This is a genomic window from Acidithrix sp. C25 (assembly GCF_904848545.2).
Window position 1 is genome coordinate 950,952 of record NZ_CAJHCI020000001.1, and the last position, 24,259, is coordinate 975,210.

Below are 24,259 nucleotides of genomic sequence, written 5' to 3' on the forward strand. Positions count from 1 at the left end.
ACCTTTTTTATGCACGGTTGCCCGTTCCAGTTAGGTTTCGATCAAATCAAGTGCAAACCTATCGGTTAGGCGAAAAAACACCATTGCTAATTGGCGGCTTCGTTCTTAATTTCCGAGAATTCTTAGGCAGCGGCGAGCTCTTTCACTAACAAGGTCAACGAGGCGCGGCGTAAGTGGATGATTCAAACTCAAATCACCAATTGCCCTAGCGGCATCCGCCATGGCGTCAGGTGCCCTTCGAACCAATTCCGCCACCCATTCGACTACCATATCTGGATCTAAGTCGAGATCATCTGCTACTTTTGGCCAAAGATTCCTCATGGGTGCGACGAGGTATTCGTCACCGACCTTCATAGCCAATCGCAACTTCCGCTCATGGGTTCCATATGGTAAAGCTGACGCGATATCGTACAGGGGAGCCAACCTAATATCCCCTTGCGAAAGAACTAGAGAATAATTCTTCGCATGGCCATCAGTTCCACCGATAATCCAATTCCACGCTAGGGCGCCCACAAAACGTTCAATTGCGTCTTCCTTGCTCCTAGTGGACATCACTTGCCGAAAGAGATGGACGATATCTTTCGGACCTGGGCCACCATCACTTTGATACTTATACGATGGCCATACCGATAATGCTTGACAGAGATCTTCTTGATGGATTCGCACGATTTCACCATTGACAACTCGCCGATCATAGCGTTCTATAACAAGCACTGACTCATCTCCAAAGCTCATAATTTGCGACCGAGAAACAACCAGTCCTGCGCGTCGCGCTGCATCGAGGCAGAGGTGCTCATTTATATCGTGGCCATCGAAACCGCTAACCGCGGGTTTGAGGATGTGAGTCGTAGGAATCGACCCTGTTGGAACACCCCACTTACCATTCGCGAAGAGGAGGGCTGTCTTGGCTTGTGCGCCAGCCAGACTGAAGTGACCTTGGAAATATCGACCCAGCCATGAGGTAGTATCCGCCTTCAACTCTGAAAGTTGCCTTGCTAATTCGTCCTCATTCAACCAGGTCACGTGTCCGTTACGCTCTCGAACTTCATCAAGAGCCTCGGGAGTAGCGAAGCGAAATGCTCCAGCCACGTCATGGCCGATTGGCGTTGAGAGCAGCGAAAAGGCCGACGAGGCACCTACTTGATAGTATCGAGCCCATCGTGCAATAACAGCTTCATTATCGGGTAGAAGTTCACTTAACCAAGGAGATATCACGCTATCAGGATGCGACCGTAACTGTAAGGGCATAGATACCGACAAAGGAGTAGAACTTTTCTTTCGGCGGTATTCATCATCGTAGTCAAAGCGGAGTCGCCCGTTATTCAGACGAGTGACTAGACCAGCGACTTCATTGTCGTGAACTACGTAGAGGCCATCACTCATGGTAGCGATGCTCTTCGAGAAGTGAGTCAAGACTAACAGTTGGTGTGAACGTCTCTTCAATGTCCTGACTTATCATTATTGTCAAGCCGAGGTATTCCAAGACTCCTAAGACGAGTGCAAACTCTGCTCTTGGTTTGCCTCCCTCGAACTCGTAGATCCACTTACGGGAAACACCGACCATCTCGGCAAGTTCAGCCTGACTAAGACCAAGATCTTTTCGACGACCACGCACTGCCGCTGCAACGTCGCGGATAGATCGAACTCGCATAAATATTCCTTTTGACACCGATCAGTTTCAAGTATAGCATGCAACCGATCGGTATCGTAAGTTGCGTGAGATCGTTCGGTTTCACCAAAAAAGGCTAATTCTTGGCGATCCATCGCTAATATTAGGATTCAGACCGAAATTTAAACTAGAAGATTTTTCAGGGGTGGATCAAACGCATCCGCCAGAGTGCGTCATTCAAGTGCGTACCGAAAGTAACAGTTTGCTCGAAGCAGACGAGTGATCGTAAAAGCTGCAAGATGCATTGGAGTAACGCAAATCCACATAGACCGAAACTTGAAATGAGAACTCTCGTCCAATAAAATGAAAAAGCACAGTCGACCGCCGTAAAGCCTTGAAAAGGTCCTCGGCCGCTCACTAGCGGACTTCCAACTAATCGTACGAGCACCTCAACGAATGACTTATCCATTCATCTCACCTTCTTTGTGCACCACGCGAAGAAAGCTAACGCACAATCGGAGAATTTAACCTCTTAAGGATTTCTAAGTTCAAGAGCAGAGGAACATGAGTTGGGAATTACCGACCTATAGTCGAATGTGTTCGAGACGATTGTATGTTTTTCAGTGTCCAGGGGTTGAGTAGGATCTCTCATAATACTGTGAAACCCCTCGTTTATAGGGTATTGCGTAGTAGTCATACGAAATTAGTACTGTATTACCCCCGTTAACGGGGTATACTGCAGTAGTGAATCGTACCACCACCGTAGATCGCATTGCAGAATTCGCCGAAGACCAGTGGGGCCTAGTGACCCGTCGTCAACTCGAAAACGCTGAGATTCCAGCAACAACCCTCGACCGCATTACCGCTCCAGATTCACTACTAGAGCGAGTCGCCTACGGTATCTACCGTCTCGTGGGTTCGCCCACTCCTGATCACATGGAACTGCGGGCCGCATGGCTTCAGCTGGTTCCCGCTGTACCCGCATGGGAGCGCACTCCCACAGAGGGCGTGGTGTCGCATCGGTCGGCGGCGGCGCTCTATGGTATAGGCCACCTCCCCGCGGACCGGCACGAGTTCACGCTTTCTCAGCGCAAGCAGAGCCGGCGGCGAGATGTTCGTCTTCATCGACGCCCCCTCGCAGAGGGAGAGTGGATTCAGTTTCACGGACTGCCGACGACCCGTCCAGCGCGAATTGCCTCTGATCTGCTGTACGAACACGAGGATCCTGGGGCTGTCGCTCAGATTATCGTTGACGCCATCCGCCAGGGCTTCGACTCCCCCGAAGCCTTCGCTGTGAGCCTCGCCCCCCACGCAGGTCGATTCAGACTACGCCATAACGATGGTCTCTCTCTTCTTCGCTGGCTGCTCGACCTCGTCGGTGACATGGAGGCGGAAAAATGGATGCAAGAGGCGCGCAACGCACGGTACGATCCGACTAGCGCTCAATCAGTGTCACAACACGGGCTTACAGCGTGAGTGAACGAAAGCGAACCTACTCTAGTCCGGGGGCCTTCCGTCGGGCGCTCACCGACAAACTCAAGACGGTCGCGGAATCCAGTCGGTGGACTCTCCCGCAGCTCCAGCGGCAGATGACGTACGACCGCTTTTTGGAGCGGCTATACCTTATCGACGAGGGGTGGGTCGTTAAAGGCGCAACGGCGCTCCTTGCCCGCGAGATTGGCGTTCGAGCCACAATCGATATCGACGTCTATCGAGCGGTGGAACATGAAGTGGCCGAAGTCGACATCGCACGAGCGGCAGCTCTCGATATCGGTGACTACTTCAGGTTCGATATAGGCCCGACGCGCGCGCACTCAGACGGAGCAGCCGGCTCCCGCTTTCCAGTAACCGCATACGTCGGAGCGACAAGGTGGGCTCAGTTTCACGTCGACCTTGTTGGATCGAATCTCCGCATGACCGGAGAACCTGATGAAATGCCGGCACTATTCCGTGTCATGATGCCCGACATTACCCAGCATGGTTATAGGGTTTACCCGCTCGTAGACCATGTAGCCGACAAAGTGGCGGCAATCATCGAGCGGCATGGGGACCGTCCGTCTACCCGTTTTAAGGACCTTGTCGACCTCGTCGCCATTATAACGGAGGCGTCGGTAGACGCCGGTCTTCAAAGGGCGGCAATGCATTCAGAAGTGGAGCGGCGTGGAGTCGTTCCGCCTGACCGCTTCGACGTACCCGACCGTGCACTTTGGGAGATGGGATATAAGAGGGAGGCACAACGGTCATTGCTGCCTTTGGCCTCGACGCTCGACGAAGCACTGGGCGTAGTCACGCCATTCATCAACGCAGTTTTCGACGGAACGGCAATCGGTCATTGGGACCCGACGACGCTGCAGTGGAGGGCCGAGACAACTTTCTAACCCTCGGGCGATATACGAGCACGGACACAATCAGCGCTACGCAAAGATGCAAGGGCCGGGTTCGATCGCTATCCAGCCTCGCGAACCGGTACCCTACAGTGTGAGTGGGTCAGAATTGGAGTTCATATTCGAAGTGGCTCTGAGTGTGGCTAACTAGTCCAGATACTCCGGGTGCGCCAGGCGATCTTCAACGAGGATAGCATCCGAATCAAGTTGCGAGAGGTAGTTGCTAACGCAGTTAGTTATCACTTCGATTAGAGCGACCGACCTCACGTGATTCGTCTCCAATTTGCGTGCGACGAGCCTTTTGAAGTTTGAGGCTGCCGCACGATTTAACGCCCCTAATGTAACCGGCTTGCAACGATTCGTCTTTCGTGCTTTATATCCGTGTAGACGAGTCGATTCTTATCGGTGTTCCGACATACCAATTGCCGCGGAATCCGCACTTGGATCGGTTGGGTTTACAGATCGGGAACCTGCAAGTAAAGTTATCACTTTCGCGAAACCCAAGCTACATCCATTTGCTTACCTTTTGAATCGCCTTCTGCTACTTTTTCTTAGGAATGATTGATGTGCCTGACCCTGGATTAAGAGGTCCCTGCGCCTACCTGAGCTGCTAAAGTCCTTGTACAGTATTAGCTATCTCCCATCTGCAGCCATGTACCATTATTGAATCTATATGCGGTAAGGCACTACTTTTTCCGGTACTGTTTGACGGAGCGAAATCGAAGCAGAGTGTGGGATACGCAAACTATAACTATCATCATTTCGCGACGACACGTCGTCCAGACCTAATCATCGCTTGTCTGAGCTCTTCGGCGCCCAATGTATCACCTTCTTGATGACCTTCCAATCCCCTCTTGTGGGCTTCAAGAAGCAAAGTGTCTGACAGAACCGCAATTGTTTCAAAAATTGCGTCATAGTCATCAGCGCCAAAAAGAACCGCGGCACGATATCCGTTCCTGGTAATTTCAAATCGCCCGTGCGTCGAACTTACCTCTTCAATCATTTTCGACAATTGTGTGCGCGCATAAACAATTTGGACTGTCCTCATTTACACCAAATAAAGCGTTAATCGATCCGTGCAGCCAACGAGAGTATGAAATATTGGAAGAGTTCACGCTCAACTCCTTGTGACGAAAGCGGCAGTTAAGGAGTCACCCTTAAGAGCAAAGTTGACGTTATCCAGAGTTTAATAGGCACCTCACATTGCCACCTCGTATGTGCAATGTTAAATGCCACCATGGCAATCAATAAGAGGAAAATCACGGCCTGCCTCATAAGACCTTACGAGTACCTCCCCCTTCGTAACGCTCCCCCTAGCGAAAAGACTTATTGCTCTACCAAAAAATCCACAAGCACACCTAGAGATTAGGTTCCCGCTCCCCTATCTCTGGTATCTGTCCTTAGGCACCTTTTTTATGCACGGTTGCCCGTTCCAGTTAGGTTTCGATCGAATCAAGTGCAAACCTATCGGTTAGGCGAAAAAACACCATTGCTAATTGGCGGCTTCGTTCTTAATTTCCGAGAATTCTTAGGCAGCGGCGAGCTCTTTCACTAACAAGGTCAACGAGGTGTGGCGTAAGTGCATGATTCAAGCTCAAATCACCAATTGCCCTAGCGGCATCCGTCATGGCGTCCGGTGCCCTTCGAACCAATTCCACTACCCTTTCGATTGTCAAATCTGGATCTAAGTCGAGATCATCTGCTACTTTTGGCCAGAGGTTCCTCATGGGTGCGACGAGGTATTCGTCACCGACCTTCATAGCCAATCGCAACTTCCGCTCATGGGTTCCATATGGTAAAGCTGACGCGATATCGTACAGGGGAGCCAACCTAATATCCCCTTGCGAAAGAACTAGAGAATAATTCTTCGCATGGCCATCAGTTCCACCGATAATCCAATTCCACGCTAGGGCGCCCACAAAACGTTCAATTGCGTCTTCCTTGCTCCTAGTGGACATCACTTGCCGAAAGAGATGGACGATATCTTTCGGACCTGGGCCACCATCACTTTGATACTTATACGATGGCCATACCGATAATGCTTGACAGAGATCTTCTTGATGGATTCGCACGATTTCACCATTGACAACTCGCCGATCATAGCGTTCTATAACAAGCACTGACTCATCTCCAAAGCTCATAATTTGCGACCGAGAAACAACCAGTCCTGCGCGTCGCGCTGCATCGAGGCAGAGGTGCTCATTTATATCGTGGCCATCGAAACCGCTAACCGCGGGTTTGAGGATGTGAGTCGTAGGAATCGACCCTGTTGGAACACCCCACTTACCATTCGCGAAGAGGAGGGCTGTCTTGGCTTGTGCGCCAGCCAGACTGAAGTGACCTTGGAAATATCGACCCAGCCATGAGGTAGTATCCGCCTTCAACTCTGAAAGTTGCCTTGCTAATTCGTCCTCATTCAACCAGGTCACGTGTCCGTTACGTTCTCGAACTTCATCAAGAGCCTCGGGAGTAGCGAAGCGAAATGCTCCAGCCACGTCATGGCCGATTGGCGTTGAGAGCAGCGAAAAGGCCGACGAGGCACCTACTTGATAGTATCGAGCCCATCGTGCAATAACAGCTTCATTATCGGGTAGAAGTCCACTTAACCAAGGAGATATCACGCTATCAGGATGCGACTGTACTTGTAAGGGCATAGATACCGACAAAGGAGTAGAATTTATCTTTCGGCGGTATTCATCATCGTAGTCAAAGCGGAGTCGCCCGTTATTCAGACGAGTGACTAGACCAGCGACTTCATTGTCGTAAACTACGTAGAGGCCATCACTCATGGTAGCGATGCTCTTCGAGAAGTGAGTCAAGACTAACAGTTGGTGTGAACGTCTCTTCAATGTCCTGACTTATCATTATTGTCAAGCCGAGGTATTCCAAGACTCCTAAGACGAGTGCAAACTCTGCTCTTGGTTTGCCTCCCTCGAACTCGCAGATCCACTTACGGGAAACACCGACCATCTCGGCAAGTTCAGCCTGACTAAGACCAAGATCTTTTCGACGACCACGCACTGCCGCTGCAACGTCGCGGATAGATCGAACTCGCATAAATATTCCTTTTGACACCGATCAGTTTCAAGTATAGCATGCAACCGATCGGTATCGTAAGTTACGTGAGATCGTTCGGTTTCACCTAGGAATTAAAAATTCGTCAAAAAGTTGAGTGACCAATAGTGCTTATTGGTCTACCCTTTCCTATAAAATCCTACTTCAGGATACGGATTTTTTGGACGTGAGAGAGATTCATAACAAAGTGAGATGAACCGAAATTTTAGGCTCGATCAAACATGGATGCAAAAAAGAAGATTCTAAATTTCAAATTCGCTCCGTGTCGGCTACCTAATGTTTTACTCGAATAGTTGCAAGTCTTATCCACGCATCGAACAACCGTCCGTAACTCTCAACGGATGCACCTTTACGGGTTGGTCGCTCGCCAACCGCTACTACCCTCAAGGAACAAGCTGCCTCACTCGTTTTATAGACGAGATTGATGACATAGGATCATCCTGCTTAGGGACATCCTTACGACGCCGCAACCTTAAACATTTTCAACGAGCCACTGTTTCAATGGCAAACTTAGAAGGTGTGCTATTTCTCTCATTCAAATATCGGAGCAAGCTTCGCCAGCACTTCGTCGAGAACTGATCCTGGAACCTTTTCCAACCAACGGGCATTAGCGGCTCCTAAATCAATAGCACACGGCTGATCACACCTGACTATTCCGTTGGTACTCGTTCCTGCATCCTGGAGTGACACAGCGAAACCCGCCGTCCTGGAGAAGTTACCTCCTGTTGTAATGGGCAAGACTATAGGGACCCTAACGACTCGATTAAATGCAGTAGCTGATACCACCAATACGGGACGTGTGCCTCTTTGTTCATGTTCCAAAGTTGGGTCAAGCGACACAAGGTAGATATCGCCACGTTCCACTAAAGTAGCTCGTTCCCTACGGGCTCTGAATCAAGCCAAACCCGGTCTTCTTGAGATAGTTCCACTGATCCATCACATTGAGCTAGCAATTCTTCCAAGGTGTATCGTGCTCGCGGAGCTTTTGTAATTACTAGCCGATCGTTATCTATTTCAATTCCGACAGTCTCACCTGAATGTAGGTGTAATAGATCGAGGAGAGCAGGGGGAACGGCAAGCATGACTGACCCTCCGACCTTACGAAGATTCGTTGTATACACTACGCTCCTTTTTCAAATTAGTTATACTAAAGTATAATACATGGTAAACCTAAAGAACCTACTAAACCCAACCGTTATGGTCTTTACTGGGAATAATGCATGAAATTGCGCCGGAAAGTCCCGTCCGTAAGGGCGGGGAGTATTTCACCATACAACTCCTCGAATCGGAGAGGTTACGAATAACGAGACCCAAAGTACCTATCTCACGGGCTTCATTTATCGTTCAAGGAATACGTGGGAACCGTTAGGTGTCAAGATGGGAGGATAAAGCGGCGAACTGCAAAATCAAAAGCGCATCGGATTCAAGGCGTTGGCAACAATATCGACCTTATTGGTTTATTTACGCTAAAACTGCTAGCCGAGAGTTCAAAGCCCAAATCATTCAAGCAAGAGTGCCACAATCGGCGCAGGAATTGCCCATGCCGGACAAGAAATGCCCATTATTTGTGGGCAACCTCTATTCCCTCTCCCATCCAGTTGTTATTGGCTAAATAACGGAGGCGGAATGGCGAACTCTGCAACTGCTTGAATTATAAAAGCGAGTCGCTGCCGATAAGCCACTTGAGAAAAATAAACCGCAATAGCCTTCCACCATCAAGCGTCTTACACCATGTGCTACAATAATACTTATGACAAAGACAATCACTTTTCGCCCAGACGAAGAGGCCATGCGGGCTCTTTCGGTTTTGACCCACGACGGTGCTCCCGTATCGACCGTAGTTCGAAATGCACTTATCGAAGCAGCGCGCAATCGAGTGAGGCAAGATCTTCTAGAGGAAGCCACTCGATTAGCAGCAGATGACGAAGACCTCGCTGAAGCGGCTCAGGTCCTAAAAGACATGGAGACACTGCGTGCGTGGTGAGGTCTTTTCTTTGCGGTCCCCTCGAGGTAGCAGCGGACATGAACAATCTGGACAACGCTTTGCCGTAGTACTACAGTCTGATTTACTTCCCTTATCAACCTGTTTAGTAGCACCCACATCGACCTCGGCACGAGCGGCAACTTTTCGCCCTGAGGTAAATATTCTGGGGCAGAAGACGCATGTCTTAGTTGAGCAGACAGCTGCAGTGGACCCACAGCGGCTGGGAGAGCCTGCAGGTCGTCTAACTTTTGACGAGATGAAACAGATAGAAGCGGCGCTGCGTCTAGTTCTCGATATATAGGGAGTTGTTGCAGAGATTCGATCAAATTTCCCAGTAAAGGAAATAACTTTGCTGGCCCTGCTATCCGCCAGTCATATTATTTTTCAAATTGCATAGAGATGTAAGTCCATGTCTGGTCTCATCTTTTCGCCTCAATTACGATCTTGCCTTGTTCTCGGTCTAGGAAGCGGACATAGAGTCAAGAGATCAACTACGGCAATGTTTTCGTCAGGGCCAGTTCGTAGCAGCAAAACCGATTACCGACATTTGCGACACCTGAGTCCACCTAATTCACATCTATCATTTGGGTTTAATATGGGCCTTTGCCCACGGCAAGGCGACTTGAAAAACTTGTGAAGCTATACATGTCGTACTTGTCCTACTTCTGAAGACATGGCAACGGATACAACAGACAACAAGAACCTTTCAGTCACTGAGGCTCGAAACAACTTCTCTCAGTTAGTGAATCGTACTGCCTTTGCTGGAGAAGTAACGTTTGTTCACCGCGGTAGAAATCATGAGCCGGTGGCAGCTATTGCTCCGGCTGATCTAGTAGAGCAATACGAGGCTCTCTGGGACCAGGAAGAGGTCGGATCGCTATGGAGCGTTTGGCCGATCTTAAGGCGGGTCGAACAACAGCGAGGCCCTGGGATGAGGTCAAGCGGGAACTGGGTTTTTGATAACTTACTTACACTTTCGAGATTCAATTCCAATGAACGTGATATTTAGGCACAACATTTGGTTGGCTTGTGTTGCCAGCAACAGCTTGACTACCCTTCGCATCTCTGGTCGAATCTAGATCTCGGTGTTCAAGCGGGGCTTCGAGGTGATCGTCTTTCGATAAACAATCGCCCTAGGTGTCAGGATAGTTGGCACATTTGCTCAGTTTCAGAGGAATTTTTTTCTGGCATATTGGAGCCGCAAAAAGTTTGAAATTTCGATTTCTCGTAGATCGCCTTTTCAGTCGACGAGTTCTGATTTAGTTGCCGACGGTCAGGCGGCAACTAAATCAGATGACCACACTTTGGACTTCCAATTTAGAAAACTAATTGAGATCACGAATAACATTTAGCTTCCGAGATCGAAGACGGGTAACAGAATCATCTCGATATCGTCAACCACGCACGCATGATGACAGGCCAACAACTGCCAGTCTCGGCTATCTCACGACAGCGACGTAAAGAAAAAACGGCGTAACTCCATCGACGCAACTGCAATAAAATACCGAGACCAGCTCCTATATCACCTAGAAGGGTGCGTCGATATCAACGACGCCGACCACCTTATTAGTGACGAATTCGCGGATGCCGAATTCGGTGAGTTCGGTTCCGAAGCCAGAGTTCTTCACACCTCCAAATGGGATGTCGGCTTTAACCACAGTTGGGTGGTTAACAAAGACCATGCCTGTCTCTATTCGCCGGGCGACACGCTCTCCACGGACCACGTCACGAGTGAACACCGACCCGCCCAATCCATAGATGGAGGCATTCGCAACGGAGATCGCTTCGTCTTCGTCGGCGACACGGAAGACCAAGCTCACCGGACCAAAGAACTCGGTCTGATACGCCGGGTTATCCGGCTTCACATCGGTGAGGATGGTCGGTTGGAAGAACGCTCCCTGCTTAGGGACTGCTTCGCCTAGCCTCTCTGCGGTCGCACCACTGTCGATAGCCGTCTTCACCTGCTCGGCGAGCATATCGACTGCACTTTGCGTGCTCAGCGGAGCAAGTTGCGTGACTGGATCATGCGGATCACCAGCGCGCAGTGCCGCCACTGAAGAACGGTACTTGTCCATGAACTCGTCGTATACTGCATCCACAATTATCAGCCGCTTTGACCCACAGCACACCTGCCCGGCGTTCCAGTGCCGCCCCATTACCGCCCATTTAACGGTCTTGTCGATATCGGCGTCCTCGAGAACGATGAATGCATCCGAACCACCGAGCTCCATCGTGACCTTCTTCAGGTTCTTACCAGCAGCGGCACCCACGATCGTGCCGGCGCGCTCACTACCAGTTAGCGCAACTCCTCGCACCAGTGGATCTGCCAGAATGTGATCGGTAGAGGCAATCGATATGAATAGGTTGGTAAAGACGCCATCGGGAAGCCCAGCATCATTGAAGAGTTTCTGCATTGCCTGTGCCGCTGCAGGCACGTTCTTCGCATGCTTTAGTAAGACAGTATTTCCGGCGAGGATCTGTGGAGCAGCAACGCGCACAACCTGGTAGTAAGGAAAGTTCCACGGCTCAATGCAATAGATAACTCCGAGCGGTTCGAATACAATCGTCACAGTACCCTCTTTAGCGCCCTTGACCTCAAGGGGCTTATCCTTAAGGAAACTTTCGCCGTGCTCGGCGAAGTAGTCGAAGATGTCGGCACAAAGTTCTACTTCAAGCTCTGCCTCGGCGGATATCTTTCCCATCTCCAAGGTCAGCACATCCGCGAACATACGCTTATCAGCTCGAAGTATTTCTGCTGCTCGCGTCATGACCTTCGATCGATCTTCGAACCCGGTGGTACACCAATTCAAGAACGCCTCGTGAGATTACAGGATTGCGGCGTCGATCTCAGCATCTGACGCGTATGGAAAGCTCTGGACTAACTTATTTGTATATGGATTTACCGTCTGATAAGCCATTTATGCCTCTTTCTGTTGTGCTTGGCACGGGAGGCAGGACATCTATTTCGGTGAGAAGCCCTCAATGCATCTATAGCTTTGACGCTAGTGCCTTCCTGGAATCTTACGTTACCGATGTGCGTGACCTTGGCTTTTACAGTTGGCGGAGAGATCTATCGGGTAGAAAAATATTTTCCTTCATACACGCCTCACACATTACTCGATCTGAACATTATCGATTTTCATAATTGTTCGCTGGCTACTAATAATTCTCCTGGAGTCAATAGCGATTCTTAAATAGCAAATAAAGTGGTGCAGATGACTTCTGCTCAGTAAATTAGGGAATTTGGAAGTGAAGTCGACTTCGTATAACTTCCTAGATGATATCGACAAGGAGTGGCTTAGAAGCAGTATTTCCGCAGGACTCTGTGATTGCCGATTCGCCCCAGGTCACCCTCATACTGTCGAAGCGTCAGGTATTGCGCACATTAAAACTTAAGCTGAACAGTATTTATTTACGTAATTCCTAAGGAAAACTACGTCTCAGTTCTTTTTCAGGCAATCGAGGACAATATAGGATATGGACTTGTAGCTTCAGATCATTAGCTTCAGGTCCTAGGAAATATGGCTCTATTGACATAGATGTGGGTCCCAGATACTACTAAAGCAAGTGCCAATCCCAGTACGCACCTAACTCTCGGATCTGAAATAGCCCTTCAAGAAACTTGACCGGATCCAAGCCCCTAAATTTTTCAGTTACGAAACATTCAAAAAGGGAGACCGGACCCGAGCACGCTACCACTTTCGTTAAGCAGATTCTTGGCTTAGAAGGTGTCGTTATAAGTGAAGTTTCTCTGTCAAACGGCGAGATTGTGATATAGCTCAAGCTCACTCATACCAAGCTTGCATGTCCTAATTACAATTACAGGACTAACTTCTCCTACGACACTAGAACTGTCAACTCGCGCTGGAGACATATGGACATGGGAGTCCGCCAGACATGGCTTTATTGTCAACTTAGACGACTGAAGTGTCCAATCCACGGAGTAATAACTGAATCGGTTCCATTTGCCAGACCAGTCGGTGAATCGCGTTTCACCAGAGACTTCGAGCACCTGGTTGCCTGGTGCACCTCAAAAATGGATAAAACCACAGTTACCAAGCTCACAGGAATTGCATTTCAGGACGGTAGGGATGATCTGCGAGCGGGTGGTGGCTGAAGAGCTCGATCGAAGTCGACTAGAGAACCTCTTTTTGGTAGGGGTGGATGAGAGCTCCTATCGAAAGCATCACAACTATCTGACTCTGGTAACCAACCACGAAACCGGAAAGATTATCTATTGTTGCCAGCAACCTATTTTTGACCCACTAGCAGCAACCTATTTTTGATCCACCCCACCCATTCATGGTAGTGCGTTTGAGCAGATTGAGATATCGCTGGTTGTAGATTTTTGAATTCTCTTGGGTCAAAGTCCACTGCGATAACTGACATTTGCCACTGGGTTAAATCTTGACTGGTTGAATTGGATTGCTTGGAAAACTTATCCATTTAGGCGTTAGGACTTAGGCAAGGCACTGGTTGTCGTATATCCATGGATCAACTCGAGGCTCTATGGCTTCATAGCTATAGTCTTTGGCCCAAACGGTCATGATCCATAAGTATTGGTCTTCGAATTAATTGGATTGTTGGTTCTAGGACGTGGGGCTAATGCTACGGCAGCATCTTGATGATTAGGAAAGAAAGAACTTTTTGTTGATTTAGTAGTAGCTACGGGCTGTGGGTCTTGTTGTCCAAGAGTCGCCGATTTCAACTCGGTAGGCGAAAGTTACAAATTTGACTACCTGTAATATTCTTGGTCCACAAATCCACAGTCCATTAGGACTTGTTGTAGTCATAGGATCTTAATATGTAATAGAAATATCTCAGAGTGCATTTTGGCAATCACTGATCACCTGTGATTGGGTTCTCAGCTTTGGAATGATCCTCTTGTTATCTCAAGGTCCATCAAATCATAGACCAAGTGCTCTTGGGGCTATTGAGTCGAATGACTATTTTCAATCTTGTGGTGACTATCAGGACGATTGATACATCCATTTAGTGTCTCGATTGATAGTTGCTGGTAGCAAGTGCCACCAACATCGGAGTGATCTCCGTTTCTCATGAATCAAATGACCAAACCTAGATCTCACATCTTTTCTGCCCAATCCCAGTGGAGCCAATATGACCGAGGTTGATAACCACGGCGCTTGAAGCCTAGGAGACAATTGCGAAAGTAGATCCTTAGCTGTTTTGGATTTAAAGCTCCGAACTTAATGCTAAATAAGGCATAGCAACCCCACTCCGAGTCAAAAAATGCCACCCGAAAGAGTTGATTTCCGAATTGTGCAATTGTCTCTTAGGTGATCTCGAAGGTGCGCTTCATCGACGATGAGTCACAGCACTGACTAGTCAGAAACCCGCCATGGCCATTGGAAGCAATCACGTAACCCCATCTAAGCGAAATTGAACTACTCCATAAAGCTGAACTTGTCGACATTGTCTTGATAATCGATAATGACTGGGCTACGGGGCCTACTGAGAGTTGAGTCCTTGTGGATAATCCTGATTCATTAATGGGCCTTAGAATCGATGGGAATCTGGCGGTAGTGCTATAGCTAGCCCTATAGCTTTGGATTCCTCAGGAATCGACCGACACCAGCGCAATTGTGAGAGCTTCAGATATCTACGTGAAGCTCTTGGCCCAAAGCCTCAAAGGTGAGGGTCGCTGTGGCGAATATGGTAGTGGCGAATATGGTTGTGGATCGGTATTCCTCAATCTTTAGAGGTCATGGACCACTAGTTGATAATCTAGAGGTGGCTCAGAGACAAAAGTAAGATATTCTCTCCGGCTGCTTTGGCTGCCTAGGCCATAACGATTCACATCCACATTGTTATGGCCTAGGCATGGCCTTTGGCTAAAGCGATGACACTTTGAGATCGCCAGAGCCTAAAGGCTGCAAAGGGGCTATGGATTTGTGGACCAAGAATGCGGGCTAACCCAAAGCTATGGCTTTCACCCATCGATTTATCATTAGCTACTCTTGGTCAACAGGATCCACAGCCCGTCACTACTACCAATTAAACAAAAGATTCTTTATTTTTTGATCCTGCTCTAAATCGTCATAGCTAAAATTCCAGCTCAAAACAGCAACGATTCGATTTAGTTGGAAGGAAACCTAATCAGCTGAGAATACTTACCCTAAAAGCTGTGGTGTCCTGGTCCCTAATATTTACAGGAAAGCAATCCAACGCGCGATAGTAGCTTTTGGTGGTCTTATCCTCAAATGAGATCGATGAAGGCTACTACTTCATCACAAGAGGGACAGAGTCCACCTGTTCCGACCTTCTTACAGAACAAGCCACAGTCGTCACATCGCTGGACTCCTAGGTATCTTGTTTCACATTGCGGACATTCATAGACGGTGCAATCTTTTCTCTTATTGCCCTTTGGCAATTTCGCTATGGGGACCTTGTTTCTATTACGGAGCTTCCATGCATTTACTCGACATCTGTCGCTACAGTAGATTCTTGGCTTAGTACCAGTAATTGCATTCCCACAGTAATGACATACTGGCGTTGCCATAGCGTTGCCTAGGGGGATTTTATCTTCCACTTACATCTCCTTATGGATAGTTGTGATTGGGTGCCAAGGAAACGTCTCAAGTAATTCCTGGCCCTTGGTGATGGCTATTAGCAATCATGGGTGAATGCGGACAACTAAGGGTTTTTACACGTTCACCCAGACTGAGATTGACTAAGAACATCCCACTGCAGCCATGGTGGTGACATCGGGGAGTTATCTGGGTGAGGCCCATGAAGATGCATATGGGTATGGTTACCCATATGCATCTTCATGGGTGCTAGCTATTGCTGGCAACACTAGCTAGGCGTTCTCAAATGGTCATTGACTAGAGCGAACTAATCGTCTGTGATCATTGGAGGTCACTAGCGCTAAATGGATCGCTTTATGAATTCAATCGTCAAAACAAGAGCCAGCCTCTCTGTCGTTGTCATTCGACGAAGGGCTGGCTGTGATCCTTGAAGCTCAAGTAGGCCTAAGAGTCAACCGTAGGATCCAAAGACCCACTAAAGAGGCTCGAATTGAAGATTTCTAGTCGCTAAGGTGAAGTTGGCTATCAACTAATCACCGCTCACTTGTCACTACTTCTCCTTGTCTATGAGCTGCAGCTGCCTGAGGGCTGGTGTAGATACCTTGGGCTACACGATCACGTAAGCGATAGGAGTTTCCTTTGATATTGATTACCGTGCAGTGATGTAACAGACGATCCAAAATTGCTGTTGCTTGGATGACATCAGGAAATATTTCACTCCATTCTCCAAATCCTTTATTTGAAGTGAGAATTATCGATCCAGTTTCGTACCTGGCGCTAATTACCTCAAAGAAGGCATTGCTGGCTACATGGTCGATGGCTCGGTATCCGATTTCATCGATAATTAGTACTTTTGGAGTGATGTATTTTCTAAATCTAGCTCCAGATGTCCCATATGACAGATCATCGGCGATTTTAGATAGCGTTGTAAAGTAGACGCTGTATCCGCCAATGATGGCTTCCATTCCAAGACCTATAGCGATGTGGCTTTTACCAACCCCAGGAGGTCCAAGTAGGACTACGTTTGACGAAGTTGCCACGAATGCCAATGAGCACAAGCCATCGATTACTGCTTTATCGAGCGAAGGACAAAAGGAAAAGTCGAAGTCAGATATACGCTTTTTGGAAGGTAAGCCTGCCGTTCGCATTCGAACTTCAAAGGCTCGTTCGCGCCTAGTCGAGAGCTCATGGCTAAGTAGATCTTTACCAAATGCCAAATAGGAGTAGTTCGCCTCAGTGGCACTTGTAAGCTTGGACTCTAGGATTTCTGCTGATCGGCTCAGTCCTAATTCAATAAGAATCAAACGAAGTTCTTCTAACTCAAGCATTTAGGCTAACCTCCTCGTAAACCCCAAGTGAACGTTGTTGTACTTGGGTGTCAACGTATTGCCTAGCAATTGGAACAGGCCCTATGAAAGATCCATGTCGCTCTATGCCTTTATATTGTTCGGGCAGATAAACCATGGAGCGCTTTTTGTAAGAGAGTGCGTGAGTAGCAATTAGCTCTTCATCTAAAAAGACCAAAAGAGCATTGTTCTCAACAATCACGCTGACAACCCTATGGGAAAACCGCCAAGGAACTCCATATCTAACTCCGGCGAAAGAAAAGAATCCGTCAGCACCAACTTTTCTAAACTGACGTTCAAATTGATAAAGTTCACTTCGTTTCGGAAGAGGCCGAAGATAGGGCGACTCATTGGCAAATGCTTCTAGGGGAGTCTCGCCAAGGCCATTATGTACTCTCGTATCAGTTTGTTGACACCAAGAAAGAGCCTGTTCATTCAAGTCGGCTAAGTTGGTAAAAGTACGTGCTGGCCAAAAGTTATCCTTGGCGTATCGTATTCCTCGTTCTACTTTGCCCTTTGTCTGGGGTCTTCTCACTGGAGCTAACTTGATTGATATACCTAAATATTTAGCCAAGTCGCTCGTGTGACTATTTAGGTCCCATCCTTGAGTGGTTGAGCCACCAAGGACAACTGTTTTCATGTGATCGGTAAGAAATGCATCGGTTATGCCACCAAAGTAATAAAGAGCATTGATCAAACAGGTAGAAAAGCCATAGATGTCAGCTGTTAGGGCAAACTCTAGATAGACCCTTCTGCTGTAACCCATTGTCACCATAAGTCCAGCGATGTTTCTCCTTGTTCCTCGGTGATCGTCATAACCAAAGAGTCCCCAATCAAGTTGAATCTGAGCTCCCGGTTTGCTTTCATAGCGAATGGTCGCCTTGGCGTGAGGTCGAATATTTGGTTTGATAGATTTTACGTAATTACGGATCGTCGTTTCTTTAGAGCTATAGCCCAAAGGTTCTATTCGAGAGAGTATCGCTGGAGCACTGATCAATCCGTCTTTGACAAAACCATCAATCATCTCCTTATAGAGGACCTAAGTTTTGATCCCCTAGGCGCTCTAGGTGGTTTAGTTTCGCACATTGCTCCATCACGAACGTACTTGCGTACAGTATTCCTAGATACACCGGCAAGTTTAGATATTTCGTGATAGCTGTGTCCTTGTGATCTTAATTCAATTAAATTCATTAATGTCCTGCCCTTCAGCATTTGATGACTCCTCCGTGGTTTTGAATGTTCCACAGACAAGTCTTACTGGAGGGTGGGTCAATTTAATGTTGCTGATCCTGGGTCAATTTAATGTTGCTGGCAACAGTTCCAACCCATGGTCGTACCTCGATGAAGTCATCGACCTTCATCCTTCTGGTGATCTGCCGGATGATGTCCACCCGGTTCGGGCGGACGTACCACCAGACCTCCGTGTAGCGCTCAGAGAGGTACGCCTTCACGACCGTCTCAGCGTCCATCCGACTTCGGGCGGTGCGGTCCAGCTCGATGGCGACCGTCCGCTCCTTTTTCGTTCCTGTCTCCGGGAAGATGAAGACGGCGTCTGGGATGCGTCCTGTCGTCTTCCTCTGCTCTGCCCGCTTCTCCCGGTACCGCTCGGCCCGGCGCTCCCGTTCGGTGAGCAAGGTGGTCTTCGGGTACTTGCGACTCAGCTCCTCGGCGAGGTCCACGATGGCAAGGGCGTGGTGGATTTCGGACGGGACGAGGCGGGCCGGGGCAAGCCCCACGTCTGCGATCCGGGAGCCCTGCGGCGACACCCGAAGGACGGATGGCTCCCCAAAATGGGTCCGGTCCCGCTTCAGAAGCGGAGGGCTGGCGTCGCACAATTTCCGCACCCGCTGGAAGCAGGCGGACCTCCCTTGCGGGGTCGGGAAGAACTGCCTTGCGATCTGGTCGGCGGTCACGATCCCGTGCCGAGCGACCCAGATGAGGATGTCCACGTCCCGGTCGGTGATCTGCATCCGCCCGGCTGACCTGAGCGGCAGGGTGCCTTTCGGGGTGAGCGACTCAGCGATCTCGCTGGTCCGGGATTGTGTCTGGGTCCTCTTTGGGGGGTTGGTCGGCATGGACGTTACCTATGAGCCAGCGGTGTCCCTGACACACACTCGCTGGCCGTAAACATTGCCGATCTAATTTGAGTATGTGACGGCATCAGTAAAACTGCAAGAGCCATCTTTTCTGTATCCTCAGCCAGATCATTTCTCATCATCACACGAGAGCACATAAAGAGAATTCCATCGCTCCACTCATTCCACTTATTTGCCTTCTAGATTCTCTTCCCGCACGGACTTCCCCCTTTTCTTTTTCTTCTTCTCGTGTGGAAAGAATCTCCTCTGGAAATCACATCAGTTTTTGTTATCCCCTCTCCCAGTACACATCCTCTGCTCTCTCCTGCTTCCCTACCTTTCAATCCCGCCGCCGCCCCCATCCGGTTCAACACCCCAGACACACAAGTAATCACGTAGTGGGTGTGGGGTGTTGAAGGATTGCCACTGCAATCCAGGATGGGGGCGGCGGCGGCAAATCCCCTTCTCAGAGAGCACGGAGGAGCGCTGGACACCCTGCAAATGTACCAGGCATGGCTCTGTTTTCCAGAACCAGAGGTGAGAACAGACCCGGAAATTGGGCTCCGAGCAGCGCCGGAACGACGCCACGAGCCGCTTCCCCTACCCTACCGCTCCGGGTGTGAAGGGTCGAGGATCACCCAGGGGGTGGTTGGCGGGTTTGGTGCGTTTGCAGCGCTCACCCCTTGATGAAGGTGCGCTGGGCGAACCCGAAAGGAAGACACAAGGTGCGGAAAGTACCTATCGGTTTTGCGTTGCCTCTTCGCTGCTGCCTAACTCTCCTTAGAGAGTTTTCCACAACGAAGCTCCATACAGGATTGTATAGGTTATTAACGGATTAACAATAAGGAGCGTCATTACCGTTTATGCGTAAATCTATTACCGTTTATGCGTAGCTTCATTACCGTTTATGCGTAAGTCCCCGGATCGGCCAGGACGAGAGAATGAGTTGTCCACAGGTGCCGAATCTGCCACGTGAGCGATCAGCGGCGTGCCAGGTGATTGGCGGGCACCCTCGTGATGTGGGTGGCCGATGGGAACAGCCGAAGGCCGGAGTCCTCGTGGGCGAAGCGTGCCTCGGGGTACGCCACATGGACCTTGGCAAGAGCAGCCTTCATCTTGTAGCGGAAGCTGAACAGCTCTTTGTAGTCCGAACCGAACTGGGCCTGGATACCCTCCCAGGGGATCAAGGTCTCCCGTCCGAGGTAGCTGAAGCGGTAGGTCAACCAGGTGTAGACGTCGAGCGCCAGCGGAGACCGCTTCAGCTGTCGGAGAGTCGCCACATCGACCGGGACAGGGCGCTCGATGATGTCGTCGAAGAATCGCTCGCCCAACGTAACGGTGCTGTTCCAGAGGGACCCGGCGTGGGGCTTCTTGGGGTTCCACCACAGCTCGTAGTCGCTGGCGACACCGAGCGATGAACCTCTGGAGACTTCGTCGCTGTCGAAGGTGCAGACGATCTGGGCAGTGAAGAGACGGCGGAGTTGCTCCTGAAGCCTGGGGATCGTGCCCCATCGACCTCCGGTCGGCATCAACCCAAGCTGGGCCATGAACCCTGAGAGGGTCGGCCCGAGGACGAGCGTTCGCTCTCTGGTCCGGACGGCTTCCGTCGTGAGCCAGGCAATCAGGAGACGAGGGACGCCGCCGTAGGGAAGACCCACATGCTGCGGAGACCACATCGACAGGGTGAGCTTGCCGTTTCGCCGGGTGTACTCGTTGGTGATCGGCTTGGAGTGGGGAAGAGTGACCTGCGCCATGATCCTTGCCATGTATCCCAAGTTTTCGGTTCTTCGGGCCATCTCGACCTCTGCGGCGAAGACCTCAGCAGCGATGGTGCTCAGGGGGATCATCGTGTCGAGCCGGTCGTCAATCACGTCGAGTCCTCCGTCCCCGGAGGTGACCTTGCAAGGCATCGACGATGACTTGGCTCTTGCTCCTCCCGGAGTTGGCGACTTCGGATTCGACCGTCTTCACGAGCGAGACTGGGCAGTAGAAGGTCACTCGGGTGTGGGAGTCCTCCCACCGTTCCTCGGCGGGAACGGACGGTTGACCGTCTACGGTCAACGGTTGACGGTCAACCTCCGAGTGGGCAACTTCCGAAGCGGGCGTCGAGGCTTGATAAAGAGCCTCCCGGCCCTTCGGTGCTGGAGCGTTCCCAGCCTGCAGGCGATCATGCAGCGAGGTTCTTGCCACGAGTGAGCACCTCCCTGGCAAGCGACATGAAGCGCTCGGCGATCTCGCTTGATGGCTCGAACGATGTAACCGGCAGCCCGGCGAGAGCAGCGTCCTGAAGAGCGACTCGACGTGGGATGGCGGGGAGGAGGAGGTCCGAATACTGGTCGGTGAGCTGATCCATGACTTCTCGGGCATGACGAGTCGTCGTCGTGGTCATGGTTGGGATGATCCCAAGGAGCGGCACGTTTGCTCGCTCTGTCATTTCTTGGAGGTGTGGGAGCGCCCGTAATGCCATGAACTCAGGGGGGCAGGTGACGAGTGTGTAAACAGCGACGTTTTTTTGACCCACATCAGCGGTTTAAAATTGACCCACCCAATTGAGTTCAATAGTAGTTGTTGGTGTCAGTAAAAGTGTCTCATTTCTAAGTCACCGTGTATCTGAAAATCTCAGTAGAGAAATTCGTTTAGCCGAGCAGTAAGACGTTCTGCATTATCTCTAGTTTGACCGAAGGTGACTATCACTTCTTCATTATCTCGAAGTAACTTGACCATCCAGGATCGCTCCTCTGGTCTACTCCGAGTAGTTGCAGAACCAAAATGTACCTCTGCTCTAATCGGGCCTCTTTTCCTCTGTCTATGAGCTGCCATACGACAAGCTGCTGAGCAATACCTTTGTGGTCTTCCTATGCAATGTTCCGGAAGTATTTGATCACACCCCTGTCTCTCGCAGATCTTTGAGATAGGTAGTTCCGTAACGTTATGAAATGGTTCTCGGGTTCGCTCTAGTGATCCCAGCTGAGATAGTTCCGTAACGTTATGAAATGGTTCTCGGGTTCGCTCTAGTGATCCCAGCTGAGATAGTTCCGTAACGTTATGAAATAGGTATTGGCTCTTCGGTACTTGTATCTCTTCCACTGATTGGAAATCATTTGAGACCGGATTAGGTTCGCTTAGGTAGCGGAAGTGATGATAGGAAGTTTTCATTTTTCCACCTCTTCACCTTTCTTGGCGTTGTCACCAGTTTGTGGGTTGGTATAGATTCCTTGTTTGATTCGATCCTTGAGCCGGTAGCTGTTGCCCTTGATGTTGATTACATGGCAGTGGTGTAACAGTCTGTCTAAAATTGCAGTACTTAGTACTTGATCTGAGAAGAGATCGCCCCACTCGGAAAAGCCCTTATTGGAACTAAGGATTACGGTTCCGGTTTCGTATCTGGCGGAGATAATGTCAAAGAAATAATTCGCTGCCATTCGATCAAGTGGCCTATATCCCATTTCATCGATTATCAGTACCTTAGGAGAGGTGTACTTTCGCATCTTGGTTGGACTGTAGGAACTGGAAAGGTCGTTTGCAATTTTTGACAATGTAGTAAAATAACAAGAGAATCCACCAGCGATTGCCTCAAGACCAAGTGCTACAGAAATATGAGTCTTGCCGATCCCGGGCGGACCCAAAAGGACCAGGTTGGTGGCACTAGAGATAAAGGCCAGAGAACGTAGTTCAGAGATAAATGCCTTATCAATACTTGGACAGAAGTTGAAGTCGAAATCTGAAAATGACTTCCTAAACGGCAGTCCCGCGGTCTGCAGTCTTATCTCATAGGTCCTTTTTCTTTTTGATTCAATTTCAACTCCCAATAGTTCAGATAGAAATGCCAAATAGGAAAGGTCTTTTTCAGTTGCAGAAGATACCTTGGCATCTAATAGTTCAGCCATATGGCCAAGACCCAGTTCTACTAGCTGGTTTTGAGCTAATTCAAGATCTAACATTTGCAGCCTCCACATATTCATCAAGCGAACGGATCTCAACTGAAGTGTCAATGATTTGTCTTACAAGTACCGGAGGAGCCAGTCTGCCAGCTTCAGCAGTGATCCCGCTGTATTGATGAGGAAGGTAAACCAACGAGCGCTTTTGGTAGGTAAGTTGATGAGAAGCTATCAACTCTCCGTTTGAATAAATCTCAACGGTTCGCTCTTTTGGAAGTACCTCTACCTGTGAAAGTGAGTATTTCCAAGGTACTCCGTATTTGACTCCAGCAAATGAGACAAACGAATCAGCTGTTACCTTTCTGATTCTCTTTTCAAAACCGTACAATGTCTCCCGGGTTGGAAGTGGTCCTAAGTGTGGCTGTTCTACTATGAAGGCTTCATTTGGGGTAATACCGAGACTTTGATGAATCCGGTTATCTGCTTCGCTACACCAGATAAGGGCTTGTTGATTTAGATCAGCTAGATCGCTAAAGGTTCTAGCAGGCCAGAAGTTCTCCTTGGCATATCTAATCCCTCGTTCTACCTTGCCTTTGGTTTCTGGCCGTCTCACTCTGCATAGTTTGATTGATATTCCCAAGAAATTAGCCAGATCTGCCATTTGCGAGTTGAACTGATATCCGTCTTTTCCGTTTCCACCGATTACCACGGTCTTCATATGATCAGTGAGAAACACATCGGTTAGTCCACCAAAGTAGAAAAAGGCATTGATCAGACAAGTTATAAGACCGTATATATCGCCACTCAGTGCAAATTCCAGATAACTCCTGCGACTTCGTCCAAGTGTTACATATAGTCCGGGAATATGTCTTTTTGTTCCTCTCGAATCGACATAGCTAAATATTCCCCAATCGAACTGACACTGTTTACCTGGTTGGGTTTCATATCGCCTGATAGCTACCTGTTTTGGCTTTGCCGGTGGTCTGATACTACTGACATATGTTCTCAAGATACTTTCTTTACCGGTATAACCCAGTGGAACAATTCTTGACATGATTGCCGGAACGCTCAGAAGTCCTTCAGATACAAGTCGATCGATCTCAGACTTATAGGGATCGAGTTTTGAGTTTCGTTGTGGCTTTGTCTCGATTGGTTTAGAACTTGCTCCGTCTCTTAGATATTTACGTACGGTGTTTCTTGAATGTCCAGTTTCTCGGGCAATTTCTCGGTAACTGAGACCTTGTTGCTTCAAATCAAATATGTTCATAAGTGGCCTACCCTTCAGCATGTAAAACTCCTTCGTGAAAGTGGATATTCACTCAAGAGTATTGTCTGTTGGGTGGGTCAATTTTTATCGCTG

General features: G+C 49.2%; 22 protein-coding genes and 1 pseudogene. 6 read left to right on the forward strand and 17 right to left on the reverse strand.

Annotated features, from left to right (window positions below; all coding sequences use genetic code 11):
• Positions 1-105 precede the first annotated feature (105 nt).
• Positions 106-1,383 (reverse strand): type II toxin-antitoxin system HipA family toxin, encoded by a 1,278-nt coding sequence (locus ACIDITHRIX25_RS90670; protein ID WP_201732629.1) that lies wholly within the window; start codon positions 1,381-1,383, stop codon positions 106-108.
• On the reverse strand, positions 1,376-1,651 hold the full coding sequence (locus ACIDITHRIX25_RS90675; RefSeq protein WP_082058881.1) for a helix-turn-helix domain-containing protein: 276 nt from the start codon (positions 1,649-1,651) through the stop codon (positions 1,376-1,378). Before ACIDITHRIX25_RS90675 ends, ACIDITHRIX25_RS90670 begins: the two co-directional genes overlap by 8 nt.
• 1,547 nt (positions 1,652-3,198) lie before the next feature.
• On the opposite strand from ACIDITHRIX25_RS90675, the gene ACIDITHRIX25_RS90680 reads away from it, so the two are divergent.
• Positions 3,199-3,987 (forward strand): nucleotidyl transferase AbiEii/AbiGii toxin family protein, encoded by a 789-nt coding sequence (locus ACIDITHRIX25_RS90680; protein WP_152626205.1) that lies wholly within the window; start codon positions 3,199-3,201, stop codon positions 3,985-3,987.
• A gap of 763 nt (positions 3,988-4,750) precedes the next feature.
• Here the strand turns inward: ACIDITHRIX25_RS90680 and ACIDITHRIX25_RS90685 are convergent.
• The 5 genes from ACIDITHRIX25_RS90685 to ACIDITHRIX25_RS90705 all read right to left on the reverse strand — a co-directional run bounded on the left by ACIDITHRIX25_RS90685 (position 4,751) and on the right by ACIDITHRIX25_RS90705 (position 8,189).
• Complete coding sequence (locus tag ACIDITHRIX25_RS90685) at positions 4,751-5,041, reverse strand: type II toxin-antitoxin system Phd/YefM family antitoxin (protein ID WP_052607158.1); 291 nt, start codon at positions 5,039-5,041, stop codon at positions 4,751-4,753.
• Between the two features lie 463 nt (positions 5,042-5,504).
• Positions 5,505-6,782, reverse strand: coding sequence for a type II toxin-antitoxin system HipA family toxin (locus ACIDITHRIX25_RS90690; protein ID WP_201732630.1), 1,278 nt, complete (start codon positions 6,780-6,782; stop codon positions 5,505-5,507).
• Entirely contained in the window at positions 6,775-7,050 is a 276-nt protein-coding gene (locus ACIDITHRIX25_RS90695) for a helix-turn-helix domain-containing protein (RefSeq protein ID WP_201732631.1), read from the reverse strand. Before ACIDITHRIX25_RS90695 ends, ACIDITHRIX25_RS90690 begins: the two co-directional genes overlap by 8 nt.
• Before the next feature lie 549 nt (positions 7,051-7,599).
• Complete coding sequence (locus tag ACIDITHRIX25_RS90700) at positions 7,600-7,932, reverse strand: type II toxin-antitoxin system PemK/MazF family toxin (protein WP_052604413.1); 333 nt, start codon at positions 7,930-7,932, stop codon at positions 7,600-7,602.
• Positions 7,932-8,189: an AbrB/MazE/SpoVT family DNA-binding domain-containing protein gene (locus ACIDITHRIX25_RS90705; protein ID WP_052604414.1), complete on the reverse strand. Its 258-nt coding sequence runs from the start codon at positions 8,187-8,189 to the stop codon at positions 7,932-7,934. The genes ACIDITHRIX25_RS90700 and ACIDITHRIX25_RS90705 overlap by 1 nt, the downstream gene beginning before the upstream one ends.
• A gap of 629 nt (positions 8,190-8,818) precedes the next feature.
• Here ACIDITHRIX25_RS90705 and ACIDITHRIX25_RS90710 point away from each other — a divergent pair.
• From ACIDITHRIX25_RS90710 to ACIDITHRIX25_RS90720, 3 genes are all read left to right on the forward strand, one after another.
• Positions 8,819-9,052: a hypothetical protein gene (locus tag ACIDITHRIX25_RS90710; RefSeq protein WP_052607176.1), complete on the forward strand. Its 234-nt coding sequence runs from the start codon at positions 8,819-8,821 to the stop codon at positions 9,050-9,052.
• Positions 9,042-9,353, forward strand: coding sequence for a type II toxin-antitoxin system PemK/MazF family toxin (locus ACIDITHRIX25_RS90715; protein WP_052607174.1), 312 nt, complete (start codon positions 9,042-9,044; stop codon positions 9,351-9,353). Before ACIDITHRIX25_RS90710 ends, ACIDITHRIX25_RS90715 begins: the two co-directional genes overlap by 11 nt.
• 372 nt (positions 9,354-9,725) lie before the next feature.
• Complete coding sequence (locus tag ACIDITHRIX25_RS90720) at positions 9,726-10,061, forward strand: hypothetical protein (protein WP_201732632.1); 336 nt, start codon at positions 9,726-9,728, stop codon at positions 10,059-10,061.
• A gap of 517 nt (positions 10,062-10,578) precedes the next feature.
• Here ACIDITHRIX25_RS90720 and ACIDITHRIX25_RS90725 read toward each other — a convergent pair.
• Positions 10,579-11,970, reverse strand: a pseudogene (locus tag ACIDITHRIX25_RS90725) (NAD-dependent succinate-semialdehyde dehydrogenase).
• A gap of 962 nt (positions 11,971-12,932) precedes the next feature.
• Here ACIDITHRIX25_RS90725 and ACIDITHRIX25_RS90730 point away from each other — a divergent pair.
• A complete protein-coding gene (locus tag ACIDITHRIX25_RS90730) occupies positions 12,933-13,169 on the forward strand; it encodes a hypothetical protein (protein ID WP_152626170.1) in 237 nt (78 codons plus the stop codon).
• Positions 13,170-15,269: 2,100 nt separating this feature from the next.
• On the opposite strand, the gene ACIDITHRIX25_RS90735 is transcribed toward ACIDITHRIX25_RS90730, so the two are convergent.
• From ACIDITHRIX25_RS90735 to ACIDITHRIX25_RS90760, 6 genes are all read right to left on the reverse strand, one after another.
• A complete protein-coding gene (locus tag ACIDITHRIX25_RS90735) occupies positions 15,270-15,602 on the reverse strand; it encodes a hypothetical protein (RefSeq protein WP_152625793.1) in 333 nt (110 codons plus the stop codon).
• A gap of 531 nt (positions 15,603-16,133) precedes the next feature.
• Positions 16,134-16,928, reverse strand: a complete 795-nt coding sequence (istB, locus tag ACIDITHRIX25_RS90740) for an IS21-like element helper ATPase IstB (RefSeq protein ID WP_201732634.1) — start codon at positions 16,926-16,928, stop codon at positions 16,134-16,136.
• The gene (gene istA, locus ACIDITHRIX25_RS90745) at positions 16,921-17,970 is read right to left on the reverse strand and encodes an IS21 family transposase (protein ID WP_201732635.1); all 1,050 of its coding nucleotides are present in this window, start codon (positions 17,968-17,970) and stop codon (positions 16,921-16,923) included. Before istA (ACIDITHRIX25_RS90745) ends, istB (ACIDITHRIX25_RS90740) begins: the two co-directional genes overlap by 8 nt.
• Positions 17,967-18,158: a helix-turn-helix domain-containing protein gene (locus ACIDITHRIX25_RS90750; protein ID WP_201732636.1), complete on the reverse strand. Its 192-nt coding sequence runs from the start codon at positions 18,156-18,158 to the stop codon at positions 17,967-17,969. The genes istA (ACIDITHRIX25_RS90745) and ACIDITHRIX25_RS90750 overlap by 4 nt, the downstream gene beginning before the upstream one ends.
• A 62-nt stretch (positions 18,159-18,220) precedes the next feature.
• Complete coding sequence (locus tag ACIDITHRIX25_RS90755; protein WP_201732637.1) at positions 18,221-19,021, reverse strand: replication-relaxation family protein; 801 nt, start codon at positions 19,019-19,021, stop codon at positions 18,221-18,223.
• Positions 19,022-20,001: 980 nt separating this feature from the next.
• A complete protein-coding gene (locus ACIDITHRIX25_RS90760) occupies positions 20,002-20,892 on the reverse strand; it encodes a replication protein RepA (RefSeq protein WP_201732638.1) in 891 nt (296 codons plus the stop codon).
• A 22-nt stretch (positions 20,893-20,914) separates the two neighbouring features.
• Between ACIDITHRIX25_RS90760 and ACIDITHRIX25_RS90765 the strand changes: the two genes are divergently transcribed.
• Entirely contained in the window at positions 20,915-21,217 is a 303-nt protein-coding gene (locus tag ACIDITHRIX25_RS90765; protein ID WP_249685647.1) for a hypothetical protein, read from the forward strand.
• A gap of 423 nt (positions 21,218-21,640) precedes the next feature.
• On the opposite strand, the gene ACIDITHRIX25_RS90770 is transcribed toward ACIDITHRIX25_RS90765, so the two are convergent.
• The 3 genes from ACIDITHRIX25_RS90770 to istA (ACIDITHRIX25_RS90780) are packed head-to-tail and all read right to left on the reverse strand — an operon-like array spanning position 21,641 to position 24,187.
• Positions 21,641-22,177: a hypothetical protein gene (locus ACIDITHRIX25_RS90770; RefSeq protein ID WP_201731989.1), complete on the reverse strand. Its 537-nt coding sequence runs from the start codon at positions 22,175-22,177 to the stop codon at positions 21,641-21,643.
• Positions 22,174-22,962 (reverse strand): IS21-like element helper ATPase IstB, encoded by a 789-nt coding sequence (istB, locus tag ACIDITHRIX25_RS90775; RefSeq protein ID WP_201731988.1) that lies wholly within the window; start codon positions 22,960-22,962, stop codon positions 22,174-22,176. The genes ACIDITHRIX25_RS90770 and istB (ACIDITHRIX25_RS90775) overlap by 4 nt, the downstream gene beginning before the upstream one ends.
• Positions 22,949-24,187: an IS21 family transposase gene (istA, locus tag ACIDITHRIX25_RS90780; RefSeq protein WP_201731987.1), complete on the reverse strand. Its 1,239-nt coding sequence runs from the start codon at positions 24,185-24,187 to the stop codon at positions 22,949-22,951. Before istA (ACIDITHRIX25_RS90780) ends, istB (ACIDITHRIX25_RS90775) begins: the two co-directional genes overlap by 14 nt.
• Positions 24,188-24,259 lie beyond the last annotated feature (72 nt).

Excerpts from the sequence above, each read along its gene's own strand:
- ACIDITHRIX25_RS90750 (WP_201732636.1), bottom strand. The coding sequence starts at position 18,158 with ATGCTGAAGGGCAGGACATTAATGAATTTAATTGAATTAAGATCACAA.
- ACIDITHRIX25_RS90670 (WP_201732629.1), bottom strand. The coding sequence starts at position 1,383 with ATGAGTGATGGCCTCTACGTAGTTCACGACAATGAAGTCGCTGGTCTA.
- ACIDITHRIX25_RS90675 (WP_082058881.1), bottom strand. The coding sequence starts at position 1,651 with ATGCGAGTTCGATCTATCCGCGACGTTGCAGCGGCAGTGCGTGGTCGT.
- istA (WP_201731987.1), bottom strand. The coding sequence starts at position 24,187 with ATGCTGAAGGGTAGGCCACTTATGAACATATTTGATTTGAAGCAACAA.
- ACIDITHRIX25_RS90690 (WP_201732630.1), bottom strand. The coding sequence starts at position 6,782 with ATGAGTGATGGCCTCTACGTAGTTTACGACAATGAAGTCGCTGGTCTA.
- ACIDITHRIX25_RS90695 (WP_201732631.1), bottom strand. The coding sequence starts at position 7,050 with ATGCGAGTTCGATCTATCCGCGACGTTGCAGCGGCAGTGCGTGGTCGT.
- ACIDITHRIX25_RS90770 (WP_201731989.1), bottom strand. The coding sequence starts at position 22,177 with ATGAAAACTTCCTATCATCACTTCCGCTACCTAAGCGAACCTAATCCG.
- istB (WP_201732634.1), bottom strand. The coding sequence starts at position 16,928 with ATGCTTGAGTTAGAAGAACTTCGTTTGATTCTTATTGAATTAGGACTG.
- ACIDITHRIX25_RS90680 (WP_152626205.1), top strand. The coding sequence starts at position 3,199 with ATGACGTACGACCGCTTTTTGGAGCGGCTATACCTTATCGACGAGGGG.
- ACIDITHRIX25_RS90685 (WP_052607158.1), bottom strand. The coding sequence starts at position 5,041 with ATGAGGACAGTCCAAATTGTTTATGCGCGCACACAATTGTCGAAAATG.
- istA (WP_201732635.1), bottom strand. The coding sequence starts at position 17,970 with ATGATTGATGGTTTTGTCAAAGACGGATTGATCAGTGCTCCAGCGATA.
- ACIDITHRIX25_RS90755 (WP_201732637.1), bottom strand. The coding sequence starts at position 19,021 with ATGCCGACCAACCCCCCAAAGAGGACCCAGACACAATCCCGGACCAGC.
- ACIDITHRIX25_RS90730 (WP_152626170.1), top strand. The coding sequence starts at position 12,933 with ATGGGAGTCCGCCAGACATGGCTTTATTGTCAACTTAGACGACTGAAG.
- ACIDITHRIX25_RS90710 (WP_052607176.1), top strand. The coding sequence starts at position 8,819 with ATGACAAAGACAATCACTTTTCGCCCAGACGAAGAGGCCATGCGGGCT.
- ACIDITHRIX25_RS90720 (WP_201732632.1), top strand. The coding sequence starts at position 9,726 with ATGGCAACGGATACAACAGACAACAAGAACCTTTCAGTCACTGAGGCT.
- istB (WP_201731988.1), bottom strand. The coding sequence starts at position 22,962 with ATGTTAGATCTTGAATTAGCTCAAAACCAGCTAGTAGAACTGGGTCTT.